Source organism: Rossellomorea vietnamensis, assembly GCF_001305855.1.
GTDB lineage: Bacteria > Bacillota > Bacilli > Bacillales > Bacillaceae_B > Rossellomorea > Rossellomorea vietnamensis_A.
In genome coordinates, this window is the sequence record NZ_LIXZ01000006.1 from 23,523 (window position 1) to 47,495 (window position 23,973).

Genomic DNA, 23,973 nt, shown 5'->3' on the forward strand with positions numbered 1-23,973 from the left:
GATGAACATTCTATTTTTTTAGGAGTTTACATATGGGGAAAATCTTACTGTTAAATGGGCCCAATTTAAACAGATTAGGGAAAAGGGAGCCTGCTATCTACGGTCATGTCACATTGGCTCAACTGGAAGCATCCTTGAAAAGTAAAGCAGAAGAGGACGGTTTTGAACTGCTTGCCGCTCAATCGAATCATGAAGGCGAATTGATTGACATCATCCACAGGTCCGAAGATGAAAGATATGGGGGGATCATCCTGAACCCCGGTGCGTTCACGCATTACAGCTATGCGTTAAGAGATGCGGTGGCGTCTGTATCTGTTCCGGTTGTGGAAGTGCATATATCGAATATTCATGCGCGGGAAGAGTTCAGGCATCAGTCTGTCGTGGCGGCTGAAACGCTTGGGCAGATCGTCGGATTCGGCCTGTTTGGTTACGAGTTGGCCCTCAAAGCCATTATAAAGAACATTAAGGGAGTGGAACATGATGAAACTTGAACGATTACGTGAAACCTTTTCAGAGAATGAACTTGACGGTATTTTATTGACGAGTACGTATAATCGCCGCTATATGACGAACTTTACGGGTTCTTCGGGAGTGGTGTTGATTTCAAGGGAGAAGGCATTATTCATTACTGATTTCAGATACATAGAACAAGCGACGGAACAGGCGGCAGATTATGAAATCGTGCAGCATACCGGTCCGATTCATGAAGAAGTGGCGAAACAGGTAAAGAACCTTGGAATCACGAAACTTGGTTTTGAAAAGAACGACATGACGTACAGTGCATTCGAAAGCTACCGCGATGGGGTGGAAGCGGAAATGGTGCCCGTATCCGGTTTAGTGGAAAAGTTACGCTTGATTAAGACACCTGAAGAGCTTAATATAATTAAGGATGCGGCGGATATTGCCGATGCAGCATTTAAGCATATATTAGATTTCATCAAACCGGGTGTGACAGAGCTGGAGGTTTCAAATGAATTAGAGTTCTTCATGAGAAAAGCAGGAGCCACTTCATCCTCTTTTGATACCATCGTTGCCTCAGGTTATCGTTCTGCACTGCCTCACGGGGTGGCCAGTGATAAAGCCATTGAAAAAGGTGATTTTGTAACCTTGGATTATGGTGCATACTATAAAGGATACTGCTCCGATATGACACGTACTTTATCGGTAGGAGAACCAAGCGGAAAATTGAAAGAGATCTATGATGTGGTCCTTCAATCACAGCTTCTTGCCATGGACCAAATCAAGCCGGGCATGACTGGAAAAGAAGCGGATGCAATCGCTCGTGATTACATAACAGAAAAAGGTTATGGTGAGTATTTCGGACATTCGCTGGGGCACGGGATCGGTCTTGAAGTACATGAAGGACCAGGATTGTCCTCACGTTCCGACGTGGTGCTTGAGCCCGGGATGATCGTAACGGTTGAACCAGGTGTCTATGTACCGGGAGTCGGCGGCGTACGTATCGAAGATGATACACTCATTACGGAAGATTCCAATGAAACACTGACACACTCAACAAAAGATCTAATCATTCTACCATTTTAGTCCTGAAAAAGGCCTACTAGATTATAGGAGGAATAAACATGATTTCAGTAAATGATTTTCGCACAGGTTTAACCGTTGAAGTCGATAACGGAATTTGGCGGGTAATCGATTTCCAACACGTTAAACCGGGTAAGGGAGCCGCGTTCGTCCGCTCTAAACTTCGTAACCTTCGCACAGGAGCCATCCAGGAAAAAACGTTCCGTGCCGGTGAAAAAGTAGGGAAAGCACAGATTGACAACCGTAAAATGCAGTACCTGTATGCAAATGGTGACATGCATGTATTCATGGATAACGAAAGCTACGATCAAATCGAGCTTCCTGCTTCTTCCATCGAATATGAATTGAAATATTTAAAAGAAAACATGGAAGTATCCATCATGATGTACGGAGCCGAAACGCTTGGAGTCGAGCTTCCAAACTCTGTTGAATTAAAAGTGACGGAAACAGAACCGGGAATCAAAGGCGACACGGCTTCCGGTGGATCCAAGCCTGCTACTGTTGAAACAGGTTTAGTGGTGAACGTTCCATTCTTCGTGAACGAAGGGGACACACTCATCATTAATACAACAGATGGATCTTACGTATCACGTGGATAATGAATAAATATGGAAAGCCTGAACGGGATGTATCCCGTTCAGGCTTTTTTTTGGTCTCTCCCCGTTTTCTGCGGCTTCCATTCACAGCTCAGAACGCGCCCCCTCAAATCTTCCAACTCTACTGTCATAATCTCCAATCGCTAGAATACATTGTATTATCGGGAAACATGTACGAAAGGTTCATGTCTTTCAACCCGAAGTGGAACAAGATTAGGAGGTTTCCATATGCAAGAAGTTCTAGCCTTTCTACCCAGCACTATAACTGACAAAGTCCTGTCCCTTCCACAAGATCTGATTGACCGGATAGAAGAAATCAGGGTTCGTACCAGCCGTGTATTAGAGGTGACGGCGCGGGGGAAGCCATACTTTCTTCCCTATACTGTGACAGAAGAAGATAGTGAACAGCTCATTAACAAATTATCCCATCATTCATTTTATACATTGGAAGAAGAGTTGAAGCGAGGCTATATCACGATTGAAGGCGGACATCGGGTGGGGCTTGCCGGGAAGGTGATTCTTGAAGGCGGAGTTGTGAAGGGAATTCGCAATCTCGCTTCCTTTAACATCCGGATTGCAAGGGAAAAGCTTGGCATAGCTCAGTCCATCTTTCCATACGTGTATCATGATGGCTGGAAGCATACGATGCTGATCGGTTCCCCCCAGACCGGCAAAACGACTCTACTGCGGGATCTCGCCAGGATGATTTCGACGGGAATCCCTGAAAGAAATATTCCTCCATTCAAAGTGGGGATCGTCGATGAACGATCCGAGATTGCCGGATGCGTGAACGGCATCCCTCAGCTGATGTTCGGTCCGAGGGTGGACGTGCTGGATGCCTGTCCAAAGGCTGAGGGCATGATGATGCTCATCCGTTCCATGAGTCCGGATGTTCTGGTCGTCGATGAGATCGGACGGGTGGAGGACGGACAAGCGATTCAGGAAGCCGTGAATGCCGGTATCACCCTTATCATGACGACGCATGGGTCTTCTTTAAGCGAAGTAAGGAAGAGACCTGTGATCAAGGATATTGTGAATCTGCAGACGATTGAACGATTCGTGGAACTGAGGAGGGGGGATGAACCGGGTAAGGTCCATGAGGTGTGGGACGAACACGGACAATCTCTTCTGAAAAAAGTGAGTGTGACATAAATGATAAAACTCGTTGGCGCTGTATTTATTCTCCTTTCCACTTCCTGGGCAGGGTTCGAAGCTTCGAAATATTTGACGGAAAGACCAAGGCAGCTTCGGCTTTTGAAGGTGGCACTTCAGTCATTGGAAGCTGAAATCACCTACAGTCATACCCCTTTGCATGAAGCGACCAGGAAGATTTCCAAACAGCTGCAAAAGCCTGTCTCCTGGTTTTTTGAAACCTTCTCGAAGAAATTGACTGAGCAGGAGATCTCAGTGAAGAAAGCATGGGAAGAAAGCCTGAATGATGTCTGGAAATTAACCGCTTTTAAAGCAGGTGAGTATGAAATTCTGAAGCAATTCGGAGAAAACCTTGGCAGACATGACATGCTGACTCAGCAAAAACATATCCAGCTTGCTCTCAAACATCTGGATAGGGAAGAAACAGAAGCGGTTGAAAAGCAGAAGAAATATGAAAAGATGACGAAAAGTTTAGGATTTCTATCAGGACTTTTGTTGATCATCCTATTACTCTGACTTGCAGCCTGATAACGGATGAGGCTTAGAAACCAGGAGGGAAACAAATATGGGAATTGACGTGGATATTATTTTCAAGATTGCCGGAGTAGGGATTGTCGTCGCCTTTTTGCATACGATTTTAGATCAGGTAGGGAAGAAGGAATATGCCCAGTGGGTGACATTATTCGGATTCATCTACATCTTGTTCATGGTGGCTTCGATTGTCGATGATTTGTTCCAGAAGATAAAATCGGTCTTCTTGTATCAAGGATAAGGGGGCGTCCGCGATTGAAATCATCCAAATTGTAGGTATTGCACTGGTTGCGACTTTCCTTGCTTTGATCGTAAAGGAGCAAAAACCTAATTTTGCTTTCCTGCTCATTGTGTTTACAGGGTGTACGATTTTTTTATTTCTTATTGATCAAATTTATTCCATCATTCATATGATTGAGAAATTGGCTGCAAACGCAAACGTGAACATGGTGTATGTGGAAACCATCCTTAAGATCATCGGCATCGCTTACATAGCGGAATTCGCTTCACACATTACGAAAGATGCCGGTCAGGGGGCACTGGCAGCGAAAGTGGAGCTTGCCGGAAAGATATTAATATTGGCAATGGCTGTCCCCATTCTGACAGTCATCATTGAAACGATCATCAATATGATTCCAACTGGATAAGTGAAACGTTAAGAGGTGGAATGAATGTTGCAATTATATCGGATACTCGTCACAGCACTCGTTATCTTTTTCCTCGCAGCCTCAAGTGGACAAGCAGAAGAAGGAGAGGGACAGAGTCCTCCAGACACAACGATTCAGCAGGAAATGATCGATGCGCAGCTGGACCGGTTAGGCGTTGAAGAATTGACGGGATACTGGAATAGTATCGTGGATCAATACGGGGGCTATCTTCCCGAAAGTCAAAAAGGCAGTTTGATCGATTTCATGAAAGGTGAGAAAGAGTTCTCATTTAAGGCATGGTTCAGCGGAATCTTCAAATTTGCCTTTCAGGAGCTTGTGATGAATGGAAAATTATTGGGGACCCTGATCATGCTCACGATCTTCAGCATGTTTCTCCAGTCGCTGCAGAATGCTTTCGAAGGAGGAAGCGTCAGCAAGGTGGCATACAGCATCATTTTCATGGTGCTGATCATCATCGCCCTGAATAGTTTTCATGTAGCAATCGACTACACCCGGGATGCCATCTCAACCATGGTTCATTTCATCATCGCCCTTATCCCACTTCTTCTTGCCCTCATTGCCGCTTCAGGAGGCGTGGTTTCGGCAGCTTTCTTTCATCCCGTCATCATTTTCCTGATGAATACAAGCGGCTTACTCATTCAAAATGTCGTGCTGCCTCTTTTATTCTTATCTGCCCTTCTGAGCATTGTAAGCACCCTTTCCAGTCATTATAAAGTGACTCAGTTGGCTCAGCTATTGAGAACCTGGAGCATCGGTCTGTTAGGGGCGTTCATGACGGTCTTTCTAGGGGTGATATCCGTACAGGGTGCAACAGCCGCCGTGACGGACGGAATCACGATCCGCACGGCGAAATTCGTGACAGGCAACTTTGTTCCGGTCATCGGGAGGATGTTCACGGACGCTACTGATACCGTAATAAGCGCATCGGTCTTACTAAAAAATACAGTGGGAATAGCAGGTGTTGCCATCGTATTGATCATTGCAGCCTTTCCGGCCATCAAGATTTTGATGATTGCATTTATATATAAACTGGCTGCCGCTCTCCTTCAACCTCTCGGGGGAGGACCGGTGATTGAATGCCTGGATACGATCGCAAAGAGTGTGATTTATGTCTTTGCGGCCCTGGCCATCGTGTCCTTTATGTTTTTCTTAAGTCTTACCGTCATCATTGCAGCCGGAAATATTACGATGATGATGCGATAAGGAGGACCCGTCATGTCATTTCTAACCGATTGGATAACAAATATCATTATTTTTGTTCTCTTAGCCACCGTCATTGACATGCTGCTCCCAAGCTCCAACATGCAGAAATATGCCAAAATCGTGACGGGATTATTATTGATCACCATCATCCTCACACCCCTCTTTAAATTGATGTCCACGGATTTTGATGAGGTGATGAATTCAATCGATTTAAATGGTCCTTCTCAGAATAAATCGATGGAAAATGAAATAGAAATGAAGAAAAAAGAAATACAAGCCTCACAACGTGCATATATTTTAGAACAGATGGCTGTCCAAATGAAACAACAAGCAGAAAAGGAGATGATGGATGAACACGGCAAAGTCATTGAGAAGGTGACCATACAAGCTGATGACGTAGAGAATCTTCCAGACAGTATTACAGAAGTGTCAGTGATCGTGAAAGAAAAGGAAAGTGAACAAGACAGCACGATTGAAACAGTCCGAAACGTGGAGATCGATACGGGTTCTGAAGCGAGAAAGAAAACATCCGACGAAGATACGTCCCAACTGGCCTCCTCACTAGCCGAACAATGGAATCTATCACAAGACAAAATAATCATTACAGTTGAAGGGGGGACTGGGGAAGCGAATGAACTTTAATAAAGGTCCGCTGAACATGTTGAAGGAATGGTTATCAAAGGAAGACGCAAACTCTCCGCCCAGTGGAAAAAAAGGCAAAAGGCTGCATTATTTTCTCATAGTGCTCCTCGTAGGAGTGGCATTCATGCTGATCAGCGATCTGTGGGGCGGGGATAAAGGGCTTGAGGTTGCAAAGCAGGTGGATGGAGGAACCCCTGAAGAGGTGGCTGCATTCGGATCCGGTGAAAAGGAGTCGGATGGTTCCATGAGGGGGTATGAAGATCGATACGAGAATCAGTTGAAAGAAGCCCTTGATCAAATCGTAGGGGTCAGCGACGTATATGTCGTGGTCAATGTGGAGGCAACGGAATCAAAAGTATATGAGAAGAATGAATCGACAAAAATACAATCCACTGACGAAGAAGATAAAGAAGGTGGGAAGAGGTCGATAGAAGATAAATCCCGGGAAGAAGAAATCGTCATCGTGAACAACGGTGAGAAAGAAGTTCCCATTGTGAAAGAAATAAAAAAACCTAAAGTCACCGGTGTCCTTGTAGTAGCAAAGGGAGCCGATAACATACAAATCAAAAAATGGATTATAGAGGCTGTCACCCGTGCCCTTGACGTTCCAAGTCACCGGGTATCGGTCCTGCCCAAACAATAAGGGGGAAATGATAGATGTTACTTAAAAAACAAACGGTTTGGTTATTAACGATGTTGAGTCTTGTGATCGTCCTTTCGGTTTACTACATTACGTCACCAACACAACAAGCGACAGATATGGCTTATCAGGAAAAGGATGGGAAAGAGCAGGCAAAAGGTGGAGATAAAGAGACAATGTCAGGCAATGACATGGAAGTCGTGACCGATGCCGCCGGAAACGAAATGTTCGAAGCATTGCGTATCGAAGTGACAGACCAACGTGATCAGCTTCGTGAAGAGCTGGAAGCGAAGGTAGCAAATGCCGATGTTTCAGCAGAAGAAAAGAGCGCAGCCTATGAGCAAATGGAAAACCTTCGTGAGTTAGCCATGACGGAATCCGTCCTGGAAACGATGATTAAAACGATGGGCTATGAGGATGCACTTGTCAGAGCGAACGGAGAGAACATCCGGATCACAGTGAAATCAGACAAAGAGCACTCTAAAGCGGATGCCAATGAAATCATCCGACTGGTGATGAGTGAAGTGGGACAAATGAAGCCGGTTGCAGTGGAATTCCAGCCGGCAAACTAAACGGATCCAGAACCTGGTGCCGCCTAAAGCAGACCCTTTAGGCGGCTTATTTATGTGTCTACCAGGAAATGTCCCTTACAATCCCTTTTCAACATAAAAATGAAAAATCCTTTTCTATTATTTTATTTTTTATCGAAAAAGGTCTAGAATAGAGGTAGAGTTGTATGCGCTTAACAGGATGGTAGGAATCGCATATTGAATTTATATGAGGTATTATCGTATGATGTTAGTAGCTAGTCATAATTTTTTAAACTATAAGAGGGGTGTCAACAGTGTTGAAAATTCAAGAAATTCGCGAAATAATCAAACTCGTAGATCAATCCAGTGTTGAAGAGTTTACATACGAGCATGATGGTTCGAAGATTAACCTAAAGAAAAATAATGGTGTAACGGTTTCTGCCCAACCCGCGGTACAAGCAGTGGAAGAAGTGAAACCTGCAGCCCAGGCGGTACAGCAGGCACCAGTGCAGGATGCTGCCCCTTCTGCAAAAGCAGAGGAAAAGGAAGCTCCTCAAGCACAAGTAGAGGATGCAAACCTACATAAAATCACGTCTCCGATGGTCGGGACGTTCTATGAATCTTCTTCACCTGAATCAGGTCCATATGTAAAAGTCGGAGATAAAGTCGATGAAAGCTCAGTCGTGTGCATCGTAGAAGCGATGAAACTATTTAATGAGATCGAAGCCGAAGCAAAAGGTGAAATCGTAGAAATACTAGTAAAAGACGGTCAATTAGTGGAATATGGTCAGCCGTTATTCTTGGTTAAACCTGAATAAGGAGCGAAAATAGATATGATAAAAAAGGTACTAATCGCCAATCGAGGAGAAATTGCTGTACGTATCATTCGTGCATGCCGAGATTTAGGAATTGAAAGTGTAGCCGTTTATTCTGAAGCAGACAAAGAGGCACTTCATGTTCAATTAGCGGATGAAGCTTATTGCATCGGACCTACTGCATCAAAAGACAGCTACCTGAATTTCACAAACATCATTAGCGTGGCAAAACTGACAGATTGTGATGCCATCCACCCGGGTTACGGATTTCTAGCCGAGAACTCTGATTTTGCAGAGCTGTGCCGTGATTGCAACATCATCTTCATCGGACCTTCACCTGAAGCCATCTCCAAGATGGGGACGAAAGACGTGGCTCGTGAAACAATGAGGGAAGCAGGCGTTCCGATTGTACCTGGTTCAAAAGGCATTGTGAAGGATGCAGATGATGCGGTTCAGCTTGCAGAATCCATGGGTTACCCCGTCATCATCAAAGCCACTGCCGGTGGTGGAGGAAAAGGGATCCGGGTCGCGAAAAGTCAGGAAGAGCTTATCAAAGGGGTGACGATCACCCAGCAGGAAGCCATGACCGCATTCGGAAACCCTGGTGTATATATCGAGAAGTTCATCGAGGACTTCAGGCACGTGGAAATTCAGGTTCTAGCTGATAACTTCGGAAACGTGATCCACCTTGGTGAGCGGGACTGTACGATTCAACGCCGCCTTCAAAAACTGATTGAAGAAACACCGTCACCTGCTTTAACAGAAGAGAATCGTGTTAAGATGGGGGAAGCGGCAGTAAAAGCAGCCAAAGCGGTTGATTATACAGGTGCCGGCACGGTAGAATTTATATATGACTACGTTAATCAATCATTCTATTTTATGGAAATGAATACGCGTATCCAGGTGGAACATCCTGTAACCGAACAAGTAACAGGTGTCGATTTGATTAAGGAACAGATTCTCGTGGCATCAGGAGAAAAGCTTTCTCTTACACAAGAAGAAGTAACATTCACAGGCTGGGCCATCGAATGCCGTATCAATGCAGAGAATCCAGAGAAGAATTTCATGCCTTCAGCGGGCCGGATCGAAATGTATCTTCCACCGGGCGGTATTGGCGTAAGAGTCGACTCAGCCGCATATCCTGGTTATATGATCCCTCCATATTACGATAGCATGATTGCCAAAGTGATAACCTATGGAGCGACACGTGAAGAAGCTATTTCAAGGATGAAACGGGCTCTAAGTGAATTTGTGGTAGAAGGTATACACACGACCATTCCGTTCCATCTGAGATTATTAGATCATGAAATCTTTGTAGGCGGGGAATTCAATACGAAATTCTTAGAAAAATATGAAGTGATGAAATCCTAGTGTGAATTCAGGAGGTGCCTTACATGGCGGAAAATCAAAACCTTTTACAAATGTCTCACGGTAAAGACGGTCTTGGGAAAATTGAAATCGCACCTGAAGTGATTGAAGTAATCGCAAGTATCGCCGCGTCAGAAGTCGAAGGCGTATCCCAAATGCGCGGAAACTTCGCAACAGGTGTCGTCGAACGTCTCGGAAAGAAAAACCACGGTAAGGGTGTCAAAGTGGAACTGGCCGAAGAAGGAATCATCGTGGATGTATACTGCATCATGAAATTCGGTGTAGCCATCCCGACGGTCGCTCAAAAGATCCAGGACAACATCCGTCAAGCATTGCTTAACATGACTGCTCTCGAAGCAGACGAAGTGAATGTTCATATCGTTGGCGTTCAATTTGAAAACCAGAAGTTTGAAGCTGAAATTGAAGACGAAATGTAATGGAGAAGGACGGTCCTTTAGGGGGCCGTTCTTTTTTGTGTCCTCCGTTTTCTTTTCTGAATATTGATTTTTTTAGATACGCGTGCGTAATGCCCTTGGTTTGTGCTATTATCAAAGGTATGAAAATTGATGGAGTTAAAGGAGTAAATATAAGATGAAGAGAAGAGTTGCCCGTGAAAAGGCTTTACAGGCGTTATTTCAAATAGATATGAGTGGGATTGAGCCGGAGGTTGCGCTAAGGAACGTGCTGGAGGAAGAGGAGAAGATGGATGCGTATCTTGAGCAGATTGTTCTCGGCTTCATAGAGAATCAGGAACGGATTGATGGACATATTCGTGAGAACCTGGAGAAATGGTCTTTTGACCGTCTGGCAAAAGTCGATCGCAATATTCTGCGTTTAGGGGTTTACGAGCTTCTGTTTGTAGAAGACGTTCCGAATAAAGTGGTCATTAATGAAGCGGTTGAAATAGCAAAGATCTTTGGTGATGATCAATCAAGTAAATTTATCAATGGTGTCCTTTCAAAGGTAAGTCAATCTTAACAATGTAAGGGGGCGAGAGAATGTCAGCTTCTATAATTGATGGCAAGCTCATTGCAGATCATTATCGGCAGCAATTAAAGAGTCAGATTGAACAGCTGAAGGATCAGGAAGTCATACCGGGCCTCGCTGTCATCCTGGTTGGTGATAACCATGCCTCTCATTCTTATGTAAAAATGAAGAGGAAAGCATGCAGTAATCTTGGGATCCATTCAGAGCTTTATTTATATGAATCCACTCTTACACAGGAAGAGTTGCTTGGGAAAATCAGAGAATTGAATGAACAGGACCACATTCATGGAATTCTCGTTCAACTTCCCCTGCCGGAACATATCAACCCGATTACCGTGATTGAAACGATATCTCCATCGAAGGATGTGGACGGCTTTCATCCAGTTTCCATTGGGAAAATGGTGACGAATCAAGATACTTTCTATTCCTGTACACCACTAGGAATTATGAAGATGCTTGAATATGAAAACATTTCGGTGGAAGGAAAACATGTCGTCATCTTAGGGCGAAGTAACATTGTCGGTAAACCGGCAGGTCACTTATTCCTGAATCGGAATGCAACAGTGACGTTTTGTCACTCGAAAACGGCCAATATGTCTTCCTTCACAAAGCAGGCGGATATTATCGTTTCTGCCGTAGGCAAAGCGAATCTGATTGGTGCTGAAGACATCAAACCCGGAGCTGTGGTTATAGATGTAGGCATGAATCGCAACGAAGATGGAAAGCTGTGCGGTGACGTGAATTTTGCGGAAGTAAAGGAAAAAGCAGGGAAAATCACACCTGTTCCCGGTGGAGTCGGCCCGATGACCATCACCATGCTTCTCTATAATACAGTGAAGTCTGCAGAATGGGCTCTCCGGAATCGCCAAAACGGTTAAAAAATAGTACAATATACGTAACAAAAAAGGAAAGGGACAGCTCATCGCTGGTCCCTTTCCGTATTCCTGCATAGAAAATCCATTCGATGCAAGGGACAAAGGAGTCAGTGAGCATGGAACTTGATCAATCACGTTATTTAACGGTACAAGCTCTGACAAAATACATAAAACGTAAATTCGACAGGGACCCGCATTTGTCCAACTTGTTTGTACGAGGCGAAATTTCCAACTTCAAAAGGCACTCAAGCGGACATATGTACTTTACTCTGAAAGATGAAAGGGCCCGCATATTGTCTGTGATGTTTTCAAGTCATAATCAATCAATGAAATTCAGGCCGGAAAATGGGATGAATGTATTGATCCGCGGAGATATATCCGTGTATGAGTCAGGCGGCCAATATCAGATCTATGTGAAAGAAATGCAGCCCGATGGAATCGGTGAGCTTTATTTAGCGTATGAACAGCTGAAGGAGAAGCTAGAGAAAGCTGGTTTCTTTGAGCAGGACCGCAAACGGATGATACCTAAGTTTCCAAAGCGGATCGCGGTTGTCACCTCGCCGACGGGTGCTGCGATTCGAGACATCATCACAACCATCAAGCGCCGGTATCCCATCGGAGAAATTCTAGTATATCCAGCTCTGGTACAGGGCGATCAAGCAGCAGGATCGATTGCATGCGCGATGAGGAAAGTGAATGATCACGGTGATATTGACGTGTTGATCATCGGCCGGGGCGGCGGTTCGATTGAAGAGTTGTGGGCTTTCAATGAAGAAATCGTGGCAAATGCCATCGTCGAGTCAAAGGTTCCCGTCATTTCTGCCGTGGGACATGAGACGGACTTTACGATCGCAGATTTTGTGGCGGATCTCAGGGCACCCACGCCGACGGCAGCCGGGGAATTAGCTGTTCCCCATATTGAAGATTTATTGGAAAGAATCATGAACCGTAAATTAAGGCTGATTAAATCGTTTAAAACAAAGCTCCAAAGTGAACGAAGCCGCTTAAATGGATTAACCAAATCGTATGCTTTGAGAAATCCCAGAAACCTCTATCAGCAGAAGATCGAAACTGTCGACCGGCTGACGGATCAGCTGCAAAGAAATATAGGTATGCATGTAAAACAAAACCGCGATCGATTATCCGGCCTCCATTCAAGGCTCGAGCGTGTTCACCCATCCCAAATCATCAAGGTGCAGCATGAACGGGTAATATTTATGCAAACAGTGCTTGAAAAGCAGTTTAAACAAGTGTTGAAAGAAAAGAATCATCGTTTCACATCAGCACTCTCCACCTTACATGCCCTCAGTCCCTTAAAAATCATGGACAGGGGATACAGTCTCGTTTACCGGGATGAAGGCAAATTGATAAAATCATCTCAGCAAGTAAAAGCAGGCGACCGCTTAGAGATTAATGTCAGAGATGGAAAAATACATTGTGAAGTTGAATCTGTTGAGGAGCGTGAGCGAAATGGCAAAGTCTAAAGAAGAACTATCATTTGAAACAGCTATGGATCAGTTGGAAGAGATCGTTGAGAAATTGGAAGAAGGGGAAGTTCCCCTCGAGAAGGCACTGGAATTTTATCAAAAGGGGATGGATCTTTCGAAATACTGTCATGATACGTTGCAAAAAGCAGAAAATCAATTAACCAAAATGATGACGGATGAAGGGGAAAAATCCTTTGATCTCGATGAGGAGGAATAATACATGTATCCTCCCATTACACTGAAAAAGTTTCAACAGCAACATGGGGAATCAATCACCAATCACATGGTTGAGACCGTCGAACGCCTTGATATCCCCCTTGTATTAAAGGAGGCGATGATTTATTCCCTCAAGGCAGGCGGGAAAAGGATACGTCCCATCCTCCTGCTGGCTGCAATAAGAACGTTCAAACAAGATCCGATGCTCGGGCTTAATACGGCGTCTGCCCTTGAAATGATTCATACATATTCCTTGATCCATGACGACCTTCCTTCCATGGATGATGACGATTTAAGGAGAGGCAAGCCGACCAATCATAAGATGTTTGGGGAGGCAGCGGCGATTCTGGCCGGCGATGGTCTGCTGACATATAGTTTTCAACTCATTGCAGAAGATAGTGCCTTAACAAATGATCAAAAGGTGAAGTTGATTGCCCTTCTCGCACGGTGTGCCGGTCCGGAGGGCATGGTCGGCGGTCAGGTTGCCGATATCGAAGGGGAGAATAAGCGGTTAACCGTGCAGGAGCTTGAAAACATTCATGTTCATAAGACTGGGAAGCTACTCATATTCAGCGTATTGGCCGGGGGAATCATTTCAGGGGTGTCAGAGAATGAACTCGAGCTGCTTGAACGCTTTTCCTACCATATTGGTCTCGCGTTCCAAATTCAGGATGATATCCTCGATATTGAAGGATCTGAAGAAATGATTGGTAAACCCGTGGGGAGCGACGAATCGAAGCATAAGAGTACATATCCAAGTATTCTGACGATGGAAGGTGCGAAGGAGAAGCTTCAATTTCATCTGGATGAAGCGCTGACGGCCCTTACTAACCTTTCTTTTGATTCCAGCCTGCTGGAAGAAATTGCCCGATTGATCGTTTCCCGGAATCATTGAAACATTCTATATTTGAGCTAGTGTTTTAACATATGTTATAATACGATTAGAATTAATTTTGGGGTGGTGCAGTATTCTAGTCAGTCCACCAATCCTGAAGGTGGGCCTAAAAATCCACTAAAGGGCACATCGATGAAGTTCCTGGAATTGGCTTGAGGCGCCCAGCTTTGGGTCATATCTGGGAGTAAGGCTTGAGGGCGATCCACAATGGCATGTGGGCGTTGACCCGCGAGCCGCGGAGGCTTTGTTTCTTATGCTGGCATTAAGCATATGCAATAAGAACAAAGTATGAACCTGCGATGTGATGATTCACTAGCAGCGTAGCCTGCCTTGAGTGAAGGGTGAGGGGATTATGGTTACAGGGTACACATCAGTTGGCCATTGATATGTGCTTTTTCGCCCATATGAAATCCTCTTTGCAAAAGAGGCTAAGGATTGCGTTAAGGACTGTTGAGGAAAACTCCTAGACTGTTCATATTCGGACATATAAAGAGGATTATAGTGCGGACTAAGTGGTAATCCAGTCTAGCTTGTGGTGACGCGGCTAAGTCGGGTTTAATGGGAAACCGCCGGTATGGCAACATCCGGTACCTGATTGGGAAAACCTACTGGACCTAAGCTGCAATTTTTACTCTTTATATGACCCCCCAATTACATATAACCAAACTATTTACACAGTAGAAACGGTGTGTTTAAACGATAATGAATGAAACAATGAAAAACTCAATAAAGTGGAGTGTCAGCATTGCCGTTATCACATTTGTGTTAGCGGCTATTTTTTCAGTTACATCCAATATGGTTTTAAATGGAGTCGCATGGTTTACGGGGCTCATTGTCGTGTTGATCATCGTCTTCATCGGGATCTTTTTTGATATGCTGGGAATTGCTGCAACGGCGGCTGATGAAACCCCTTTTCATGCCATGGCAGCCAAAAAGGTATACGGAGCTAAATATTCAATTAAAATTGTACGTAACGCAGATCGGTTCGCGAGCTTCTGTAACGACGTGATCGGTGATATTTCAGGGATCATAAGCGGTACGGCATCGGCCATTGTATTGATCCAACTGGCGGTTTCCTTTCACCTTGAAGGCGGGTCCTTGAAGGAGTATATCGTAAGTGTAACCCTGACAAGCATCATCGCTTCCTTGACAGTCGGAGGCAAAGCGCTTGGAAAAACGTTTGCTATCACCTATTCTAAGGATATAATATTTAGAGTTGGTAAAGTTCTACAATTCCTCGAAGATCGATTTCATATCGTTTTGATCAAAGATAAAAAAGACAAAAAAGATAAAAACAAGAAAAAAAGTTTTAAGCGAGAGAAACAAAATATTTAGTGATGAAAGTGAGTGGACCCCATGGATCTATTATCAATAAAGGAGCCTTCTTTTCTAAAGAGCATGTCGAATGAACAATTGGAAGAGCTCAGCCAAGAGATTCGCCAATTCTTGATCAAGAATCTGTCCAAAACCGGCGGTCATATTGGTCCTAACTTAGGGGTGGTTGAATTAACCGTTGCCCTTCATAAGCATTTTTCCAGTCCAAAAGATAAAATCCTTTGGGATGTAGGTCACCAATCGTATGTTCATAAGATTTTAACCGGCAGGGCCTGTCAGTTTGATACCCTCCGTCAGTATAAGGGATTATGCGGTTTTCCAAAACGGAATGAAAGTGAGCATGATGTTTGGGAAACCGGTCACAGTTCTACTTCATTATCGGCAGCCATGGGTATGGCGATTGCGAGAGACGTTAAAAAGGAAGATTCATTCATTATCCCGGTGATCGGCGATGGTGCCTTGACGGGCGGAATGGCACTTGAAGCACTGAATCACATCGGTCATGAAAAGAAAGACATGATCGTTGTACTGAATGACAATGAAATGTCCATCGCTCCAAATGTAGGGGCCCTTCACAATGTACTTGGCCGATTGCGTACAGCCGGGAAATACAACTGGGTGAAGGACGAAATGGAATATATCCTCAAGCGCATCCCCGCTGTCGGCGGCAAATTAGCCAGTACAGCGGAACGCGTAAAGGACAGCTTAAAGTATTTATTCGTTTCAGGAATGTTCTTTGAGGAGCTGGGGTTTACATATCTTGGACCGATTGATGGACATGATTATAATGATCTCGCAGATAATATTCAATATGCCAAGAAAACCAAAGGCCCCGTCCTTTTACACGTGATCACGAAAAAAGGAAAAGGGTTTCATCCCGCAGAGTCAGATAAAAAAGGAACCTGGCATGGCACCGGACCTTACAAGATCGATACCGGGGATCTGATCAAACCTGTGAATGCACCTCCTTCATGGAGTGGACTTGTCAGTGAGACGGTTCGAAGGGTTGCGCGTGAGGATGAACGGATTGTGGCGATTACCCCGGCAATGCCGGTAGGCTCCAAGCTTCTCGGCTTTGCAGAAGAATTCCCTGATCGGATGTTCGACGTGGGGATTGCCGAGCAGCATGCCACCACGGTCGCTGCCGGTCTTGCCACTCAGGATATGAAGCCTTTCTTAGCCATTTACTCTACCTTCCTCCAACGGGCGTACGATCAGGTGGTTCACGATATTTGCCGCCAAAACTTAAACGTCTTCATCGGAATCGACCGGGCAGGATTGGTAGGGGCCGATGGCGAAACCCATCAAGGTGTATTCGATATCGCCTTTTTGAGACATTTACCGAATATGGTCATCATGATGCCGAAAGATGAGAATGAAGGACAGCACCTTGTCAATACGGCACTACAGTATAATGATGGTCCCATCGCTCTCCGTTATCCACGAGGAAACGGGTATGGAGTACCGATGGACGGGGAACTTTCAACGATCCCGATTGGAACATGGGAAGTATTGAAACAGGGAACCGATGCAGCAATCCTGACTTTCGGAACGACTATCCCGATGGCCATGGAAGCGGCAGCAGACCTTGAAAAGCAGGGACTCTCGGTTCGGGTTGTAAACGCTCGTTTCATCAAACCGATGGATGAGAACATGCTGAAAAGGATCCTGGAAGAAGAGATGCCTGTGCTGACGATCGAAGAAGCCGTTCTACAAGGCGGTTTCGGAAGCGGTGTTCTTGAATTTGCACAGGAACAAGGTTTCCATGATGCCGTGATCGACCGCATCGGTATTCCGGATTATTTCATCGAGCATGGAAGCGTGAATGAATTATTGAACGAAATCGGAATGACCAAAGAAAACATAGTGGATCGCATCTTAACGATCACACCAAAAAAACAAAAAAGGGCTTAATGATGAAAGTAAAAAAACAACGTGTAGACGTACTTCTGGTAGAACGAGGATTAATTGAAACAAGAGAAAAGGCGAAACGGGCTGTCATGGCGGGCCTTGTCTATTCCAATGAAATGAGACTGGACAAGCCCGGGGAAAAAGTGAATGAAGATATTCCCCTTACGATGAAGGGGAAAGTGATTCCCTATGTAAGCCGTGGCGGTTTGAAGCTTGAGAAAGCTCTCCAGGTCTTCGATGTGGATGTGGACGGGAAAGTAATGATCGATATCGGTGCTTCCACTGGCGGATTTACGGATTGTGCCCTTCAAAATGGGGCCAATATGTCCTATGCCCTGGATGTAGGATACAACCAATTAGCCTGGAAGCTAAGACAGGATGAGCGTGTCGTGGTCATGGAACGGACCAACTTCCGGTACGTGACCCCGGCGGATCTCGAAGGGGAAATGCCAAGCTTTGCCTCCATCGATGTATCTTTCATTTCCCTTTCATTGATCTTGCCTGTCCTGAAAACCTTATTGGTTCCTGGGGGGGATTGTGTTGCTTTAATCAAGCCGCAATTCGAAGCGGGTAAGGACCAGGTCGGGAAAAAAGGAATCGTAAGAGATCCTGCCGTGCACAAAATGGTCATCGAAAAAATCATGACATTAGCGATTAAAGAAGGCTATCATATAGCAGGATTATCTTATTCCCCCATTACAGGAGGGGATGGCAATATAGAATTCCTCATTCATCTGAAATGGTCGGGTGAAGAGGGTGAAGGTGAGTCGCTTCTTACGAACACACCGGACGACGTGATCGAGGAAGCGCATAGTCAATTTAAGGCGAAAACACAGCAGTAAAGATAGGGCCACTCTTCTTCGGAGAGTGGCTTTTTTTATGGGAAAGACCGAAGAATGTGTTGGAAGGAATCTCGATAATCTCCTCCAAACATAGTAGTCTTATGCTTGTCGCCTCTGCCCAAGCCGCCTCCGCTTTTCATTGTCCAGCTCCAGGGGCTTGGGGCTCGAGGTCATAACCCAAGTCACCCAAAAAGGCAAAAGAGCGCCTTTTAGGGTGACTCGTCTTATGCTTGTCGCCCCAGAACGAGCCCCTTCCGCTTTTCTTTTGTCCAGCTCCGGCGGCTAGTCCCTCGAGGTCATAAGCTAAATCGACCAAAAAGGCCAAGAACGCCTTTCCGGTCGATTCATCTTATGCTTGTCGGGCCTGCCCAAGCCGCCTCCGCTTTTCTTTTTTATTGTACTTCCCAACGAAATAGGCTAACATAAGCGTAGAGGTATATTTATACAGGATTTAATCCAATGTAAGAGGTGTATGTTCTATGATGAACAAAGGGCAAAGACATATTAAAATCAGGGAAATCATTACGAATAGAGATGTGGAAACGCAGGATGAGCTGGTGGAAAGCCTGAAGAATGCAGGGTTTAATGTGACGCAGGCAACCGTATCCAGGGATATCAAGGAGCTTCATCTTGTAAAGGTTCCGCTGATGGATGGCAGATACAAATACAGCTTGCCGGCTGATCAGCGCTTTAATCCACTTCAGAAATTGAAGCGTACACTGACGGATGCGTTCGTGAAGGTGGATCAGGCTGGGCATATGCTGGTGATGAAAACGTTACCCGGTAATGCAAACGCCATTGGGGCTTTAATCGATAATTTGGACTGGGAAGAGATTCTTGGAACCATTTGCGGGGATGACACGTGTTTGATCATTTGCCGGACGGAAGAAGAAACGAAAGTCGTTTCAGAACGATTTTTAGATATGCTGTAAACGATTGACTACTATCATCGGGCTTTTTATTGCCCTTCATACAAAATCCAATAGGAAGCTTTTCTTTTTCATAATTTTGAGGGGAAAGTTCCTTTTTATTTGAGGTGAATGTTTTGCTACAAGAACTATCAATCAAAAATTTCGCCATTATCGATTCCCTTTCCCTTTCGTTTGAAGAAGGATTGACCGTATTATCAGGTGAGACGGGTGCAGGTAAGTCGATCATCATCGACGCCATCCATTTGCTCGTTGGCGGCAGAGGATCCTCTGAGTATGTGCGGCATGGGGAGAAGAAGGCTGAAATTGAAGGGTTATTTATTCTTGATAATGAAACGCATCCCTGCTTTCAGAAAGCGGCAGACTTCGGGATCGACATCGAGGAAGGTATGATCGTCCTTAGAAGGGATATCTCGAGCACGGGGAAAAGTGTTTGCAGAATTAATGGCAAGCTGGTGACGATCGCCATCATGAGGGAAGTCGGGGCATCCCTTATTGATATCCACGGACAGCACGAACATCAGGAACTCATGAATGAAAGCCTTCATCTTTCTTTATTGGATCAATTCGGAGGGAAGGATATCGCATCCGGCTTATCCAGTTATGGACAAGTCTATAAAGAGTATCTATCCATTTATAAGCAGCTGAAAAGATTGAATGAAAATGAACAGGAGATGGCTCATCGTCTGGATCTCATTCAATTTCAGCTGAAAGAAATCCAGGATGCGAATCTGCAGCTTAATGAAGATGAAGAGCTGCTGGATGAGAAACGGAAACTGATGAACTTTGAAAGGCTATTTGAAGCGCTTCAGACCTCGTATGACAGCATACAAGGGGAAAGAAAAGGGATGGACTGGGCAGGACTCGCCATGAGCCATCTTGAAACCGCTGCCGAAGTCGATTCACAGTATGAAAAGACGCTTGAATCCGTATCGAATGCGTATTATATTCTTGAAGATGCCGCCCATCAAGTCAGGGGAGGACTGGATCAGCTTGAATTCGAGCCGAATCGTCTGGACCTGATTGAGGCGAGATTGAATGAAATCAATGGTCTTAAGAGAAAATATGGATCATCGGTGGAAGAGATTCTGACCTATAGCTCCAAGATCGAAGAAGAAATTGAAACAATCATGAATAAAGATTCCCATGTTGAACAATTACAAAGTAAATTGCAGTCACTTGAAAAAGATTTATCCCTCGAGGCGAAAAATCTTTCCGATACGAGAAAACTTTGGGCGAAGAAATTGACCGCAAGCATCCATGAACAATTAAAGCAACTGTACATGGATAAGACGAAATTCGAAGTCCGGTTTGTCAAAAGCGGAGAAAATGAATCCTTCTCTTTTCAACATTTTAAGAAAGACGGTTGGGATACGGTTGAGTTTTATATCTCCACCAATCCTGGAGAGCCGTTGAAGCCACTGTCGAAGGTGGCTTCAGGCGGTGAACTGTCACGGATCATGCTTGCCCTTAAAACCATTTTTTCAAAGCACCAGGGGATTACATCGATCATTTTTGATGAGGTTGATACAGGAGTAAGCGGCAGGGTCGCCCAGGCCATCGCTGAAAAGATCTATCAGGTTGCCGTCCATTCGCAAGTGATGTGCATCTCTCACTTGCCTCAGGTGGCAGCCATGGCCGATTGCCACTTGTTCATTTCGAAAAAAATGTCAGGTGGCAGGACGAGCACAATAGTGAAACGCCTTCAGGAAAAAGATAAGATCAGGGAAATTTCCCGTATGATTTCAGGTGTGGAAATAACCGATCTGACTTTGGAACATGCAAAGGAATTACTTCAATTGGCAGGTTCCATTAAAGAGACATGAAAAGCTATCCAATTCGGGTAGCTTTTTTTTCATGATTACCAGTTATAAATGTAGTCTTTAAAGGCAAAATTAAAACTGTAGCCAATAGTAAGTGTTTGTGGATTAGAAGCGAGGAGAGTGAATATATTGAGTTTAGATTGGTTAAGGAAATGTATAGGTGGAATTCTCCTTGTTTCGCTTTGTCTTATTGGTTTTTACAAACCGGTTCAACAATTTATCAATACTCCGAACTCTGTAAGGATGATGGCAGGGGATCAAGTTGCTCTCCCTAAGGCTGCATCCGTCACGACCATGGGTTCGTCGCATAATGAGCATGTTCAAGTGAAAGAAGGGAAAGGTCAGCTCTCCATCCAGGGGAATTCTGTAGGTAAGGACGAAGTGGTCTTCGAGCTTGCCGGCCTGCCCATTAAAAAGGTCGATGTAGAAGTACTGAAAGATTTCAAAGTGATTCCAGGTGGACAATCCATTGGAGTCAAATTAAATACTGTTGGGGTGTTAGTCGTTGGTCATCATCTAGTGGAAACGGATGGCGGGAAATTGTCACCCGGAGAAAAAGCCGGCATTCAGGTAGGGGACATGATTACTGAAATTAATGGAACGAAAATTGAAGAACTTTCCGATGTTGCTCCTTTTGTTCAGAAGGCAGGAGAAGAAGCAAAATCTCTTGACGTCGTGATCAAGCGCGATCAAAAGACCGTAAAGACACACTTGCTTCCATTGAAAGAAAAAGGGGAGAAAAACTATAAACTGGGCCTGTATATTCGTGATTCAGCAGCAGGTATCGGTACGATGACATTTTATGATCCGAAGTCCAAGAAATACGGAGCCCTCGGTCATGTGATTTCAGATATGGATACAAAAAAACCGATTGTCGTCGAAAACGGGGAAATCGTGAATTCGGAAGTTACTTCGATTCAAAAAGGGACGGATGGTAAACCAGGAGAGAAACTGGCCCGCTTTTCATCCGACCGAAACGTCATCGGTAACATTAAGCGGAACAGTCCTTTTGGAATTTTTGGTGAATTAAATCAGTCCATTGAAAATGAACTGATGGATAAGCCGATGCCCATCGCTCTGTCTCACCAAGTGAAAGAAGGACCGGCACAAATTTTAACGGTTGTGGATGGGAAAGAAGTTGAAATGTACGATATTGAAATCGTCAGTACCATCCCACAGAAATACCCTGCTACAAAAGGGATGGTCTTGAAAGTGACGGATCCCGAGCTGCTCAAGAAAACAGGTGGAATCGTACAGGGGATGAGCGGGAGTCCGATTATCCAAAATGGGAAGGTCATCGGAGCTGTCACCCATGTGTTTGTCAATGACCCGACTAGCGGATACGGGGTACACATTGAATGGATGCTGAGTGAAGCAGGAATCGATATATATAAAAAAGATCATAACCGGGCAAGCTGAAAGTGGAAAACCCTTACGAAAGTACCGAAACCGGGTACTTATAAGGGTTCTTTTTTTTGAAGTACTATGGGATATCTCAGAATTCTCACTCACATCGGTTTGCCAAAGAGAGCTGATCCTTGATAAAATAAAGATTATTCGACAAAATGAATTATGAATATCGAATGGGGTCGAAATATAAAGAAATCGTTAGAAAATCAAAGAAAATATAATAATTTTCAAGTTTTTTTCAAAAATAAAAGGAATTTAGGTTGCATTGTCGAAAAAGTAATTTAGAATAAAATTACAGAGATGAATTAATTAGGATTGAGGAGGAAACCTGTAGTGAAATCGATTAAAGTATGTGTTGTGGATGATAACCGTGAGCTGACGTCTTTATTAGAGGACTACATTGCTTCGCAAAATGATATGGAAGTAGTAGGGATTGCCCATAATGGTCAAGATTGTTTAGATTTATTGGAAGAAGTCGATCCGGATGTCCTGGTCCTCGATATCATCATGCCTCATTTGGACGGGCTGGCAGTACTTGAGCGACTTCGTGAAAAGAAGGGAATTCCCAATGTCATCATGCTTACGGCCTTCGGTCAGGAAGATGTGACGAAGAAAGCTGTCGACCTTGGAGCTTCTTATTTTATTTTAAAACCATTCGATATGGAAAATCTAGTGAGCCATATTAGACAAGTCAGCGGTAAATCAAACTCAATCATCAAAAAATCTTCCTCATCCAGAATGCATACAGAGCAAAAACCTAGAAACCTGGATGCAAGTATCACGAGCATCATCCACGAAATCGGAGTGCCGGCACATATCAAAGGATACTTGTATTTACGTGAAGCGATCTCCATGGTGTATAACGACATCGAATTACTCGGGTCCATCACAAAGGTCCTTTACCCGGATATTGCCAAGAAATACAATACGACTGCATCACGTGTGGAACGGGCGATCCGTCATGCCATTGAAGTGGCCTGGAGCAGAGGGAATATTGATTCCATTTCTTCTTTATTCGGATACACCGTCAGCATGTCAAAGGCAAAGCCGACCAACTCGGAGTTCATTGCCATGGTAGCGGACAAACTTCGCCTGGAGCATATGGCCTCTTGAAAGCGTAAGGAATAGTCCGGGACACACCCAACCTTCAAACTGAATGCATGATCGATCGACCCTGTGAGCCGGATGTTCACGGGGTTTTATTATGCCCACGTCACTACTCCAAGCACGAATCCCCCGGTAACAAACGCCTTTTTTCGAAAAAAATGGTGGTTTGCCCTTACAGCCTGTCCCTTTACACATAAGATAAAGTGTAATGCAAAAACAACAAAGGGGGAGGTGATACCATGGGATATTATCGTAATAACGATAATGTAGGTGGAGCTTCTGACCGTTGCAGAAACAATGATGTAGCAGGTGCTTCCGATAACAACAACGATTTCAGAGTTCCTGTCAGAGCTTATATCAGAGGAGAAGATTTCTGCAGAGCCGTTCGCCGTTGCAGAGAGAACGACGTCCGCGGTGAAATGGACAACCGTCGCAGATGCGGATGCCGCTGGTTCTAATCAAGAGCCAA

At 44.6% G+C, this 23,973-nt stretch carries 27 protein-coding genes; all 27 read left to right on the plus strand.

The window, feature by feature from the left end; genetic code table 11:
* The first annotated feature begins 32 nt into the window (after positions 1-32).
* The 27 genes from aroQ to AM506_RS09295 all read left to right on the plus strand — a co-directional run bounded on the left by aroQ (position 33) and on the right by AM506_RS09295 (position 23,962).
* Positions 33-491, plus strand: coding sequence for a type II 3-dehydroquinate dehydratase (gene aroQ, locus AM506_RS09160; protein ID WP_060672202.1), 459 nt, complete (start codon positions 33-35; stop codon positions 489-491).
* The gene (locus tag AM506_RS09165) at positions 478-1,545 is read left to right on the plus strand and encodes a M24 family metallopeptidase (RefSeq protein ID WP_060672203.1); all 1,068 of its coding nucleotides are present in this window, start codon (positions 478-480) and stop codon (positions 1,543-1,545) included. Before aroQ ends, AM506_RS09165 begins: the two co-directional genes overlap by 14 nt.
* Positions 1,546-1,583: 38 nt before the next feature.
* Complete coding sequence (gene efp / locus AM506_RS09170; protein ID WP_060672204.1) at positions 1,584-2,141, plus strand: elongation factor P; 558 nt, start codon at positions 1,584-1,586, stop codon at positions 2,139-2,141.
* A gap of 225 nt (positions 2,142-2,366) precedes the next feature.
* Positions 2,367-3,290: a stage III sporulation protein AA gene (gene spoIIIAA, locus AM506_RS09175; protein WP_060672205.1), complete on the plus strand. Its 924-nt coding sequence runs from the start codon at positions 2,367-2,369 to the stop codon at positions 3,288-3,290.
* Positions 3,291-3,806 (plus strand): stage III sporulation protein SpoIIIAB, encoded by a 516-nt coding sequence (spoIIIAB, locus tag AM506_RS09180; RefSeq protein ID WP_060672206.1) that lies wholly within the window; start codon positions 3,291-3,293, stop codon positions 3,804-3,806.
* 49 nt (positions 3,807-3,855) lie between these two features.
* Positions 3,856-4,062 (plus strand): stage III sporulation protein AC, encoded by a 207-nt coding sequence (spoIIIAC, locus tag AM506_RS09185; protein ID WP_034758004.1) that lies wholly within the window; start codon positions 3,856-3,858, stop codon positions 4,060-4,062.
* 13 nt (positions 4,063-4,075) lie between these two features.
* The gene (spoIIIAD, locus tag AM506_RS09190) at positions 4,076-4,468 is read left to right on the plus strand and encodes a stage III sporulation protein AD (protein ID WP_094075148.1); all 393 of its coding nucleotides are present in this window, start codon (positions 4,076-4,078) and stop codon (positions 4,466-4,468) included.
* 24 nt (positions 4,469-4,492) lie between these two features.
* Complete coding sequence (spoIIIAE, locus tag AM506_RS09195; protein WP_060672207.1) at positions 4,493-5,692, plus strand: stage III sporulation protein AE; 1,200 nt, start codon at positions 4,493-4,495, stop codon at positions 5,690-5,692.
* A gap of 12 nt (positions 5,693-5,704) precedes the next feature.
* Positions 5,705-6,334, plus strand: coding sequence for a stage III sporulation protein AF (gene spoIIIAF, locus AM506_RS09200; RefSeq protein ID WP_060672208.1), 630 nt, complete (start codon positions 5,705-5,707; stop codon positions 6,332-6,334).
* Positions 6,324-6,977: a stage III sporulation protein AG gene (gene spoIIIAG, locus AM506_RS09205; protein ID WP_060672209.1), complete on the plus strand. Its 654-nt coding sequence runs from the start codon at positions 6,324-6,326 to the stop codon at positions 6,975-6,977. Before spoIIIAF ends, spoIIIAG begins: the two co-directional genes overlap by 11 nt.
* Before the next feature lie 14 nt (positions 6,978-6,991).
* Entirely contained in the window at positions 6,992-7,546 is a 555-nt protein-coding gene (locus tag AM506_RS09210; RefSeq protein ID WP_060672210.1) for a SpoIIIAH-like family protein, read from the plus strand.
* Between the two features lie 272 nt (positions 7,547-7,818).
* The gene (accB, locus tag AM506_RS09215; RefSeq protein WP_060672211.1) at positions 7,819-8,322 is read left to right on the plus strand and encodes an acetyl-CoA carboxylase biotin carboxyl carrier protein; all 504 of its coding nucleotides are present in this window, start codon (positions 7,819-7,821) and stop codon (positions 8,320-8,322) included.
* Between the two features lie 15 nt (positions 8,323-8,337).
* Positions 8,338-9,690: an acetyl-CoA carboxylase biotin carboxylase subunit gene (accC, locus tag AM506_RS09220; RefSeq protein ID WP_060672212.1), complete on the plus strand. Its 1,353-nt coding sequence runs from the start codon at positions 8,338-8,340 to the stop codon at positions 9,688-9,690.
* A 23-nt stretch (positions 9,691-9,713) separates the two neighbouring features.
* Positions 9,714-10,124 carry an Asp23/Gls24 family envelope stress response protein gene (locus tag AM506_RS09225; protein ID WP_060672213.1) on the plus strand — a complete coding sequence of 137 codons (411 nt, stop codon included), beginning with the start codon at positions 9,714-9,716 and terminating at the stop codon, positions 10,122-10,124.
* Positions 10,125-10,278: 154 nt separating this feature from the next.
* Complete coding sequence (gene nusB / locus AM506_RS09230; RefSeq protein WP_060672214.1) at positions 10,279-10,665, plus strand: transcription antitermination factor NusB; 387 nt, start codon at positions 10,279-10,281, stop codon at positions 10,663-10,665.
* Between the two features lie 20 nt (positions 10,666-10,685).
* Complete coding sequence (gene folD, locus AM506_RS09235) at positions 10,686-11,552, plus strand: bifunctional methylenetetrahydrofolate dehydrogenase/methenyltetrahydrofolate cyclohydrolase FolD (protein WP_060672215.1); 867 nt, start codon at positions 10,686-10,688, stop codon at positions 11,550-11,552.
* Between the two features lie 113 nt (positions 11,553-11,665).
* The gene (gene xseA / locus AM506_RS09240; RefSeq protein WP_060672216.1) at positions 11,666-13,033 is read left to right on the plus strand and encodes an exodeoxyribonuclease VII large subunit; all 1,368 of its coding nucleotides are present in this window, start codon (positions 11,666-11,668) and stop codon (positions 13,031-13,033) included.
* The gene (gene xseB, locus AM506_RS09245) at positions 13,020-13,253 is read left to right on the plus strand and encodes an exodeoxyribonuclease VII small subunit (RefSeq protein ID WP_060672217.1); all 234 of its coding nucleotides are present in this window, start codon (positions 13,020-13,022) and stop codon (positions 13,251-13,253) included. Before xseA ends, xseB begins: the two co-directional genes overlap by 14 nt.
* A 3-nt stretch (positions 13,254-13,256) precedes the next feature.
* Positions 13,257-14,147, plus strand: a complete 891-nt coding sequence (locus AM506_RS09250) for a polyprenyl synthetase family protein (protein ID WP_060672218.1) — start codon at positions 13,257-13,259, stop codon at positions 14,145-14,147.
* Between the two features lie 702 nt (positions 14,148-14,849).
* Positions 14,850-15,482: a hypothetical protein gene (locus AM506_RS09255; protein WP_060672219.1), complete on the plus strand. Its 633-nt coding sequence runs from the start codon at positions 14,850-14,852 to the stop codon at positions 15,480-15,482.
* A 21-nt stretch (positions 15,483-15,503) separates the two neighbouring features.
* The gene (gene dxs / locus AM506_RS09260) at positions 15,504-17,396 is read left to right on the plus strand and encodes a 1-deoxy-D-xylulose-5-phosphate synthase (RefSeq protein WP_060672220.1); all 1,893 of its coding nucleotides are present in this window, start codon (positions 15,504-15,506) and stop codon (positions 17,394-17,396) included.
* A gap of 2 nt (positions 17,397-17,398) precedes the next feature.
* Positions 17,399-18,235: a TlyA family RNA methyltransferase gene (locus AM506_RS09265; RefSeq protein WP_060672221.1), complete on the plus strand. Its 837-nt coding sequence runs from the start codon at positions 17,399-17,401 to the stop codon at positions 18,233-18,235.
* Between the two features lie 482 nt (positions 18,236-18,717).
* Positions 18,718-19,167, plus strand: coding sequence for a transcriptional regulator AhrC/ArgR (ahrC, locus tag AM506_RS09275; RefSeq protein ID WP_060672439.1), 450 nt, complete (start codon positions 18,718-18,720; stop codon positions 19,165-19,167).
* 113 nt (positions 19,168-19,280) lie between these two features.
* On the plus strand, positions 19,281-20,990 hold the full coding sequence (gene recN, locus AM506_RS09280; protein ID WP_060672223.1) for a DNA repair protein RecN: 1,710 nt from the start codon (positions 19,281-19,283) through the stop codon (positions 20,988-20,990).
* A 126-nt stretch (positions 20,991-21,116) separates the two neighbouring features.
* The gene (spoIVB, locus tag AM506_RS09285) at positions 21,117-22,406 is read left to right on the plus strand and encodes a SpoIVB peptidase (RefSeq protein WP_060672224.1); all 1,290 of its coding nucleotides are present in this window, start codon (positions 21,117-21,119) and stop codon (positions 22,404-22,406) included.
* A gap of 324 nt (positions 22,407-22,730) precedes the next feature.
* Complete coding sequence (spo0A, locus tag AM506_RS09290; protein ID WP_060672225.1) at positions 22,731-23,510, plus strand: sporulation transcription factor Spo0A; 780 nt, start codon at positions 22,731-22,733, stop codon at positions 23,508-23,510.
* 233 nt (positions 23,511-23,743) lie between these two features.
* A complete protein-coding gene (locus AM506_RS09295) occupies positions 23,744-23,962 on the plus strand; it encodes a hypothetical protein (RefSeq protein WP_082386302.1) in 219 nt (72 codons plus the stop codon).
* Positions 23,963-23,973: the final 11 nt, after the last annotated feature.

Excerpts from the sequence above, each read along its gene's own strand:
- aroQ (WP_060672202.1), top strand. The coding sequence starts at position 33 with ATGGGGAAAATCTTACTGTTAAATGGGCCCAATTTAAACAGATTAGGG.
- AM506_RS09165 (WP_060672203.1), top strand. The coding sequence starts at position 478 with ATGATGAAACTTGAACGATTACGTGAAACCTTTTCAGAGAATGAACTT.
- efp (WP_060672204.1), top strand. The coding sequence starts at position 1,584 with ATGATTTCAGTAAATGATTTTCGCACAGGTTTAACCGTTGAAGTCGAT.
- spoIIIAA (WP_060672205.1), top strand. The coding sequence starts at position 2,367 with ATGCAAGAAGTTCTAGCCTTTCTACCCAGCACTATAACTGACAAAGTC.
- spoIIIAB (WP_060672206.1), top strand. The coding sequence starts at position 3,291 with ATGATAAAACTCGTTGGCGCTGTATTTATTCTCCTTTCCACTTCCTGG.
- spoIIIAC (WP_034758004.1), top strand. The coding sequence starts at position 3,856 with ATGGGAATTGACGTGGATATTATTTTCAAGATTGCCGGAGTAGGGATT.
- spoIIIAE (WP_060672207.1), top strand. The coding sequence starts at position 4,493 with ATGTTGCAATTATATCGGATACTCGTCACAGCACTCGTTATCTTTTTC.
- spoIIIAF (WP_060672208.1), top strand. The coding sequence starts at position 5,705 with ATGTCATTTCTAACCGATTGGATAACAAATATCATTATTTTTGTTCTC.
- spoIIIAG (WP_060672209.1), top strand. The coding sequence starts at position 6,324 with ATGAACTTTAATAAAGGTCCGCTGAACATGTTGAAGGAATGGTTATCA.
- AM506_RS09210 (WP_060672210.1), top strand. The coding sequence starts at position 6,992 with ATGTTACTTAAAAAACAAACGGTTTGGTTATTAACGATGTTGAGTCTT.
- accC (WP_060672212.1), top strand. The coding sequence starts at position 8,338 with ATGATAAAAAAGGTACTAATCGCCAATCGAGGAGAAATTGCTGTACGT.
- AM506_RS09225 (WP_060672213.1), top strand. The coding sequence starts at position 9,714 with ATGGCGGAAAATCAAAACCTTTTACAAATGTCTCACGGTAAAGACGGT.
- nusB (WP_060672214.1), top strand. The coding sequence starts at position 10,279 with ATGAAGAGAAGAGTTGCCCGTGAAAAGGCTTTACAGGCGTTATTTCAA.
- folD (WP_060672215.1), top strand. The coding sequence starts at position 10,686 with ATGTCAGCTTCTATAATTGATGGCAAGCTCATTGCAGATCATTATCGG.
- xseA (WP_060672216.1), top strand. The coding sequence starts at position 11,666 with ATGGAACTTGATCAATCACGTTATTTAACGGTACAAGCTCTGACAAAA.
- xseB (WP_060672217.1), top strand. The coding sequence starts at position 13,020 with ATGGCAAAGTCTAAAGAAGAACTATCATTTGAAACAGCTATGGATCAG.
- AM506_RS09250 (WP_060672218.1), top strand. The coding sequence starts at position 13,257 with ATGTATCCTCCCATTACACTGAAAAAGTTTCAACAGCAACATGGGGAA.
- AM506_RS09255 (WP_060672219.1), top strand. The coding sequence starts at position 14,850 with ATGAATGAAACAATGAAAAACTCAATAAAGTGGAGTGTCAGCATTGCC.
- dxs (WP_060672220.1), top strand. The coding sequence starts at position 15,504 with ATGGATCTATTATCAATAAAGGAGCCTTCTTTTCTAAAGAGCATGTCG.
- AM506_RS09265 (WP_060672221.1), top strand. The coding sequence starts at position 17,399 with ATGAAAGTAAAAAAACAACGTGTAGACGTACTTCTGGTAGAACGAGGA.
- ahrC (WP_060672439.1), top strand. The coding sequence starts at position 18,718 with ATGAACAAAGGGCAAAGACATATTAAAATCAGGGAAATCATTACGAAT.
- AM506_RS09295 (WP_082386302.1), top strand. The coding sequence starts at position 23,744 with ATGGGATATTATCGTAATAACGATAATGTAGGTGGAGCTTCTGACCGT.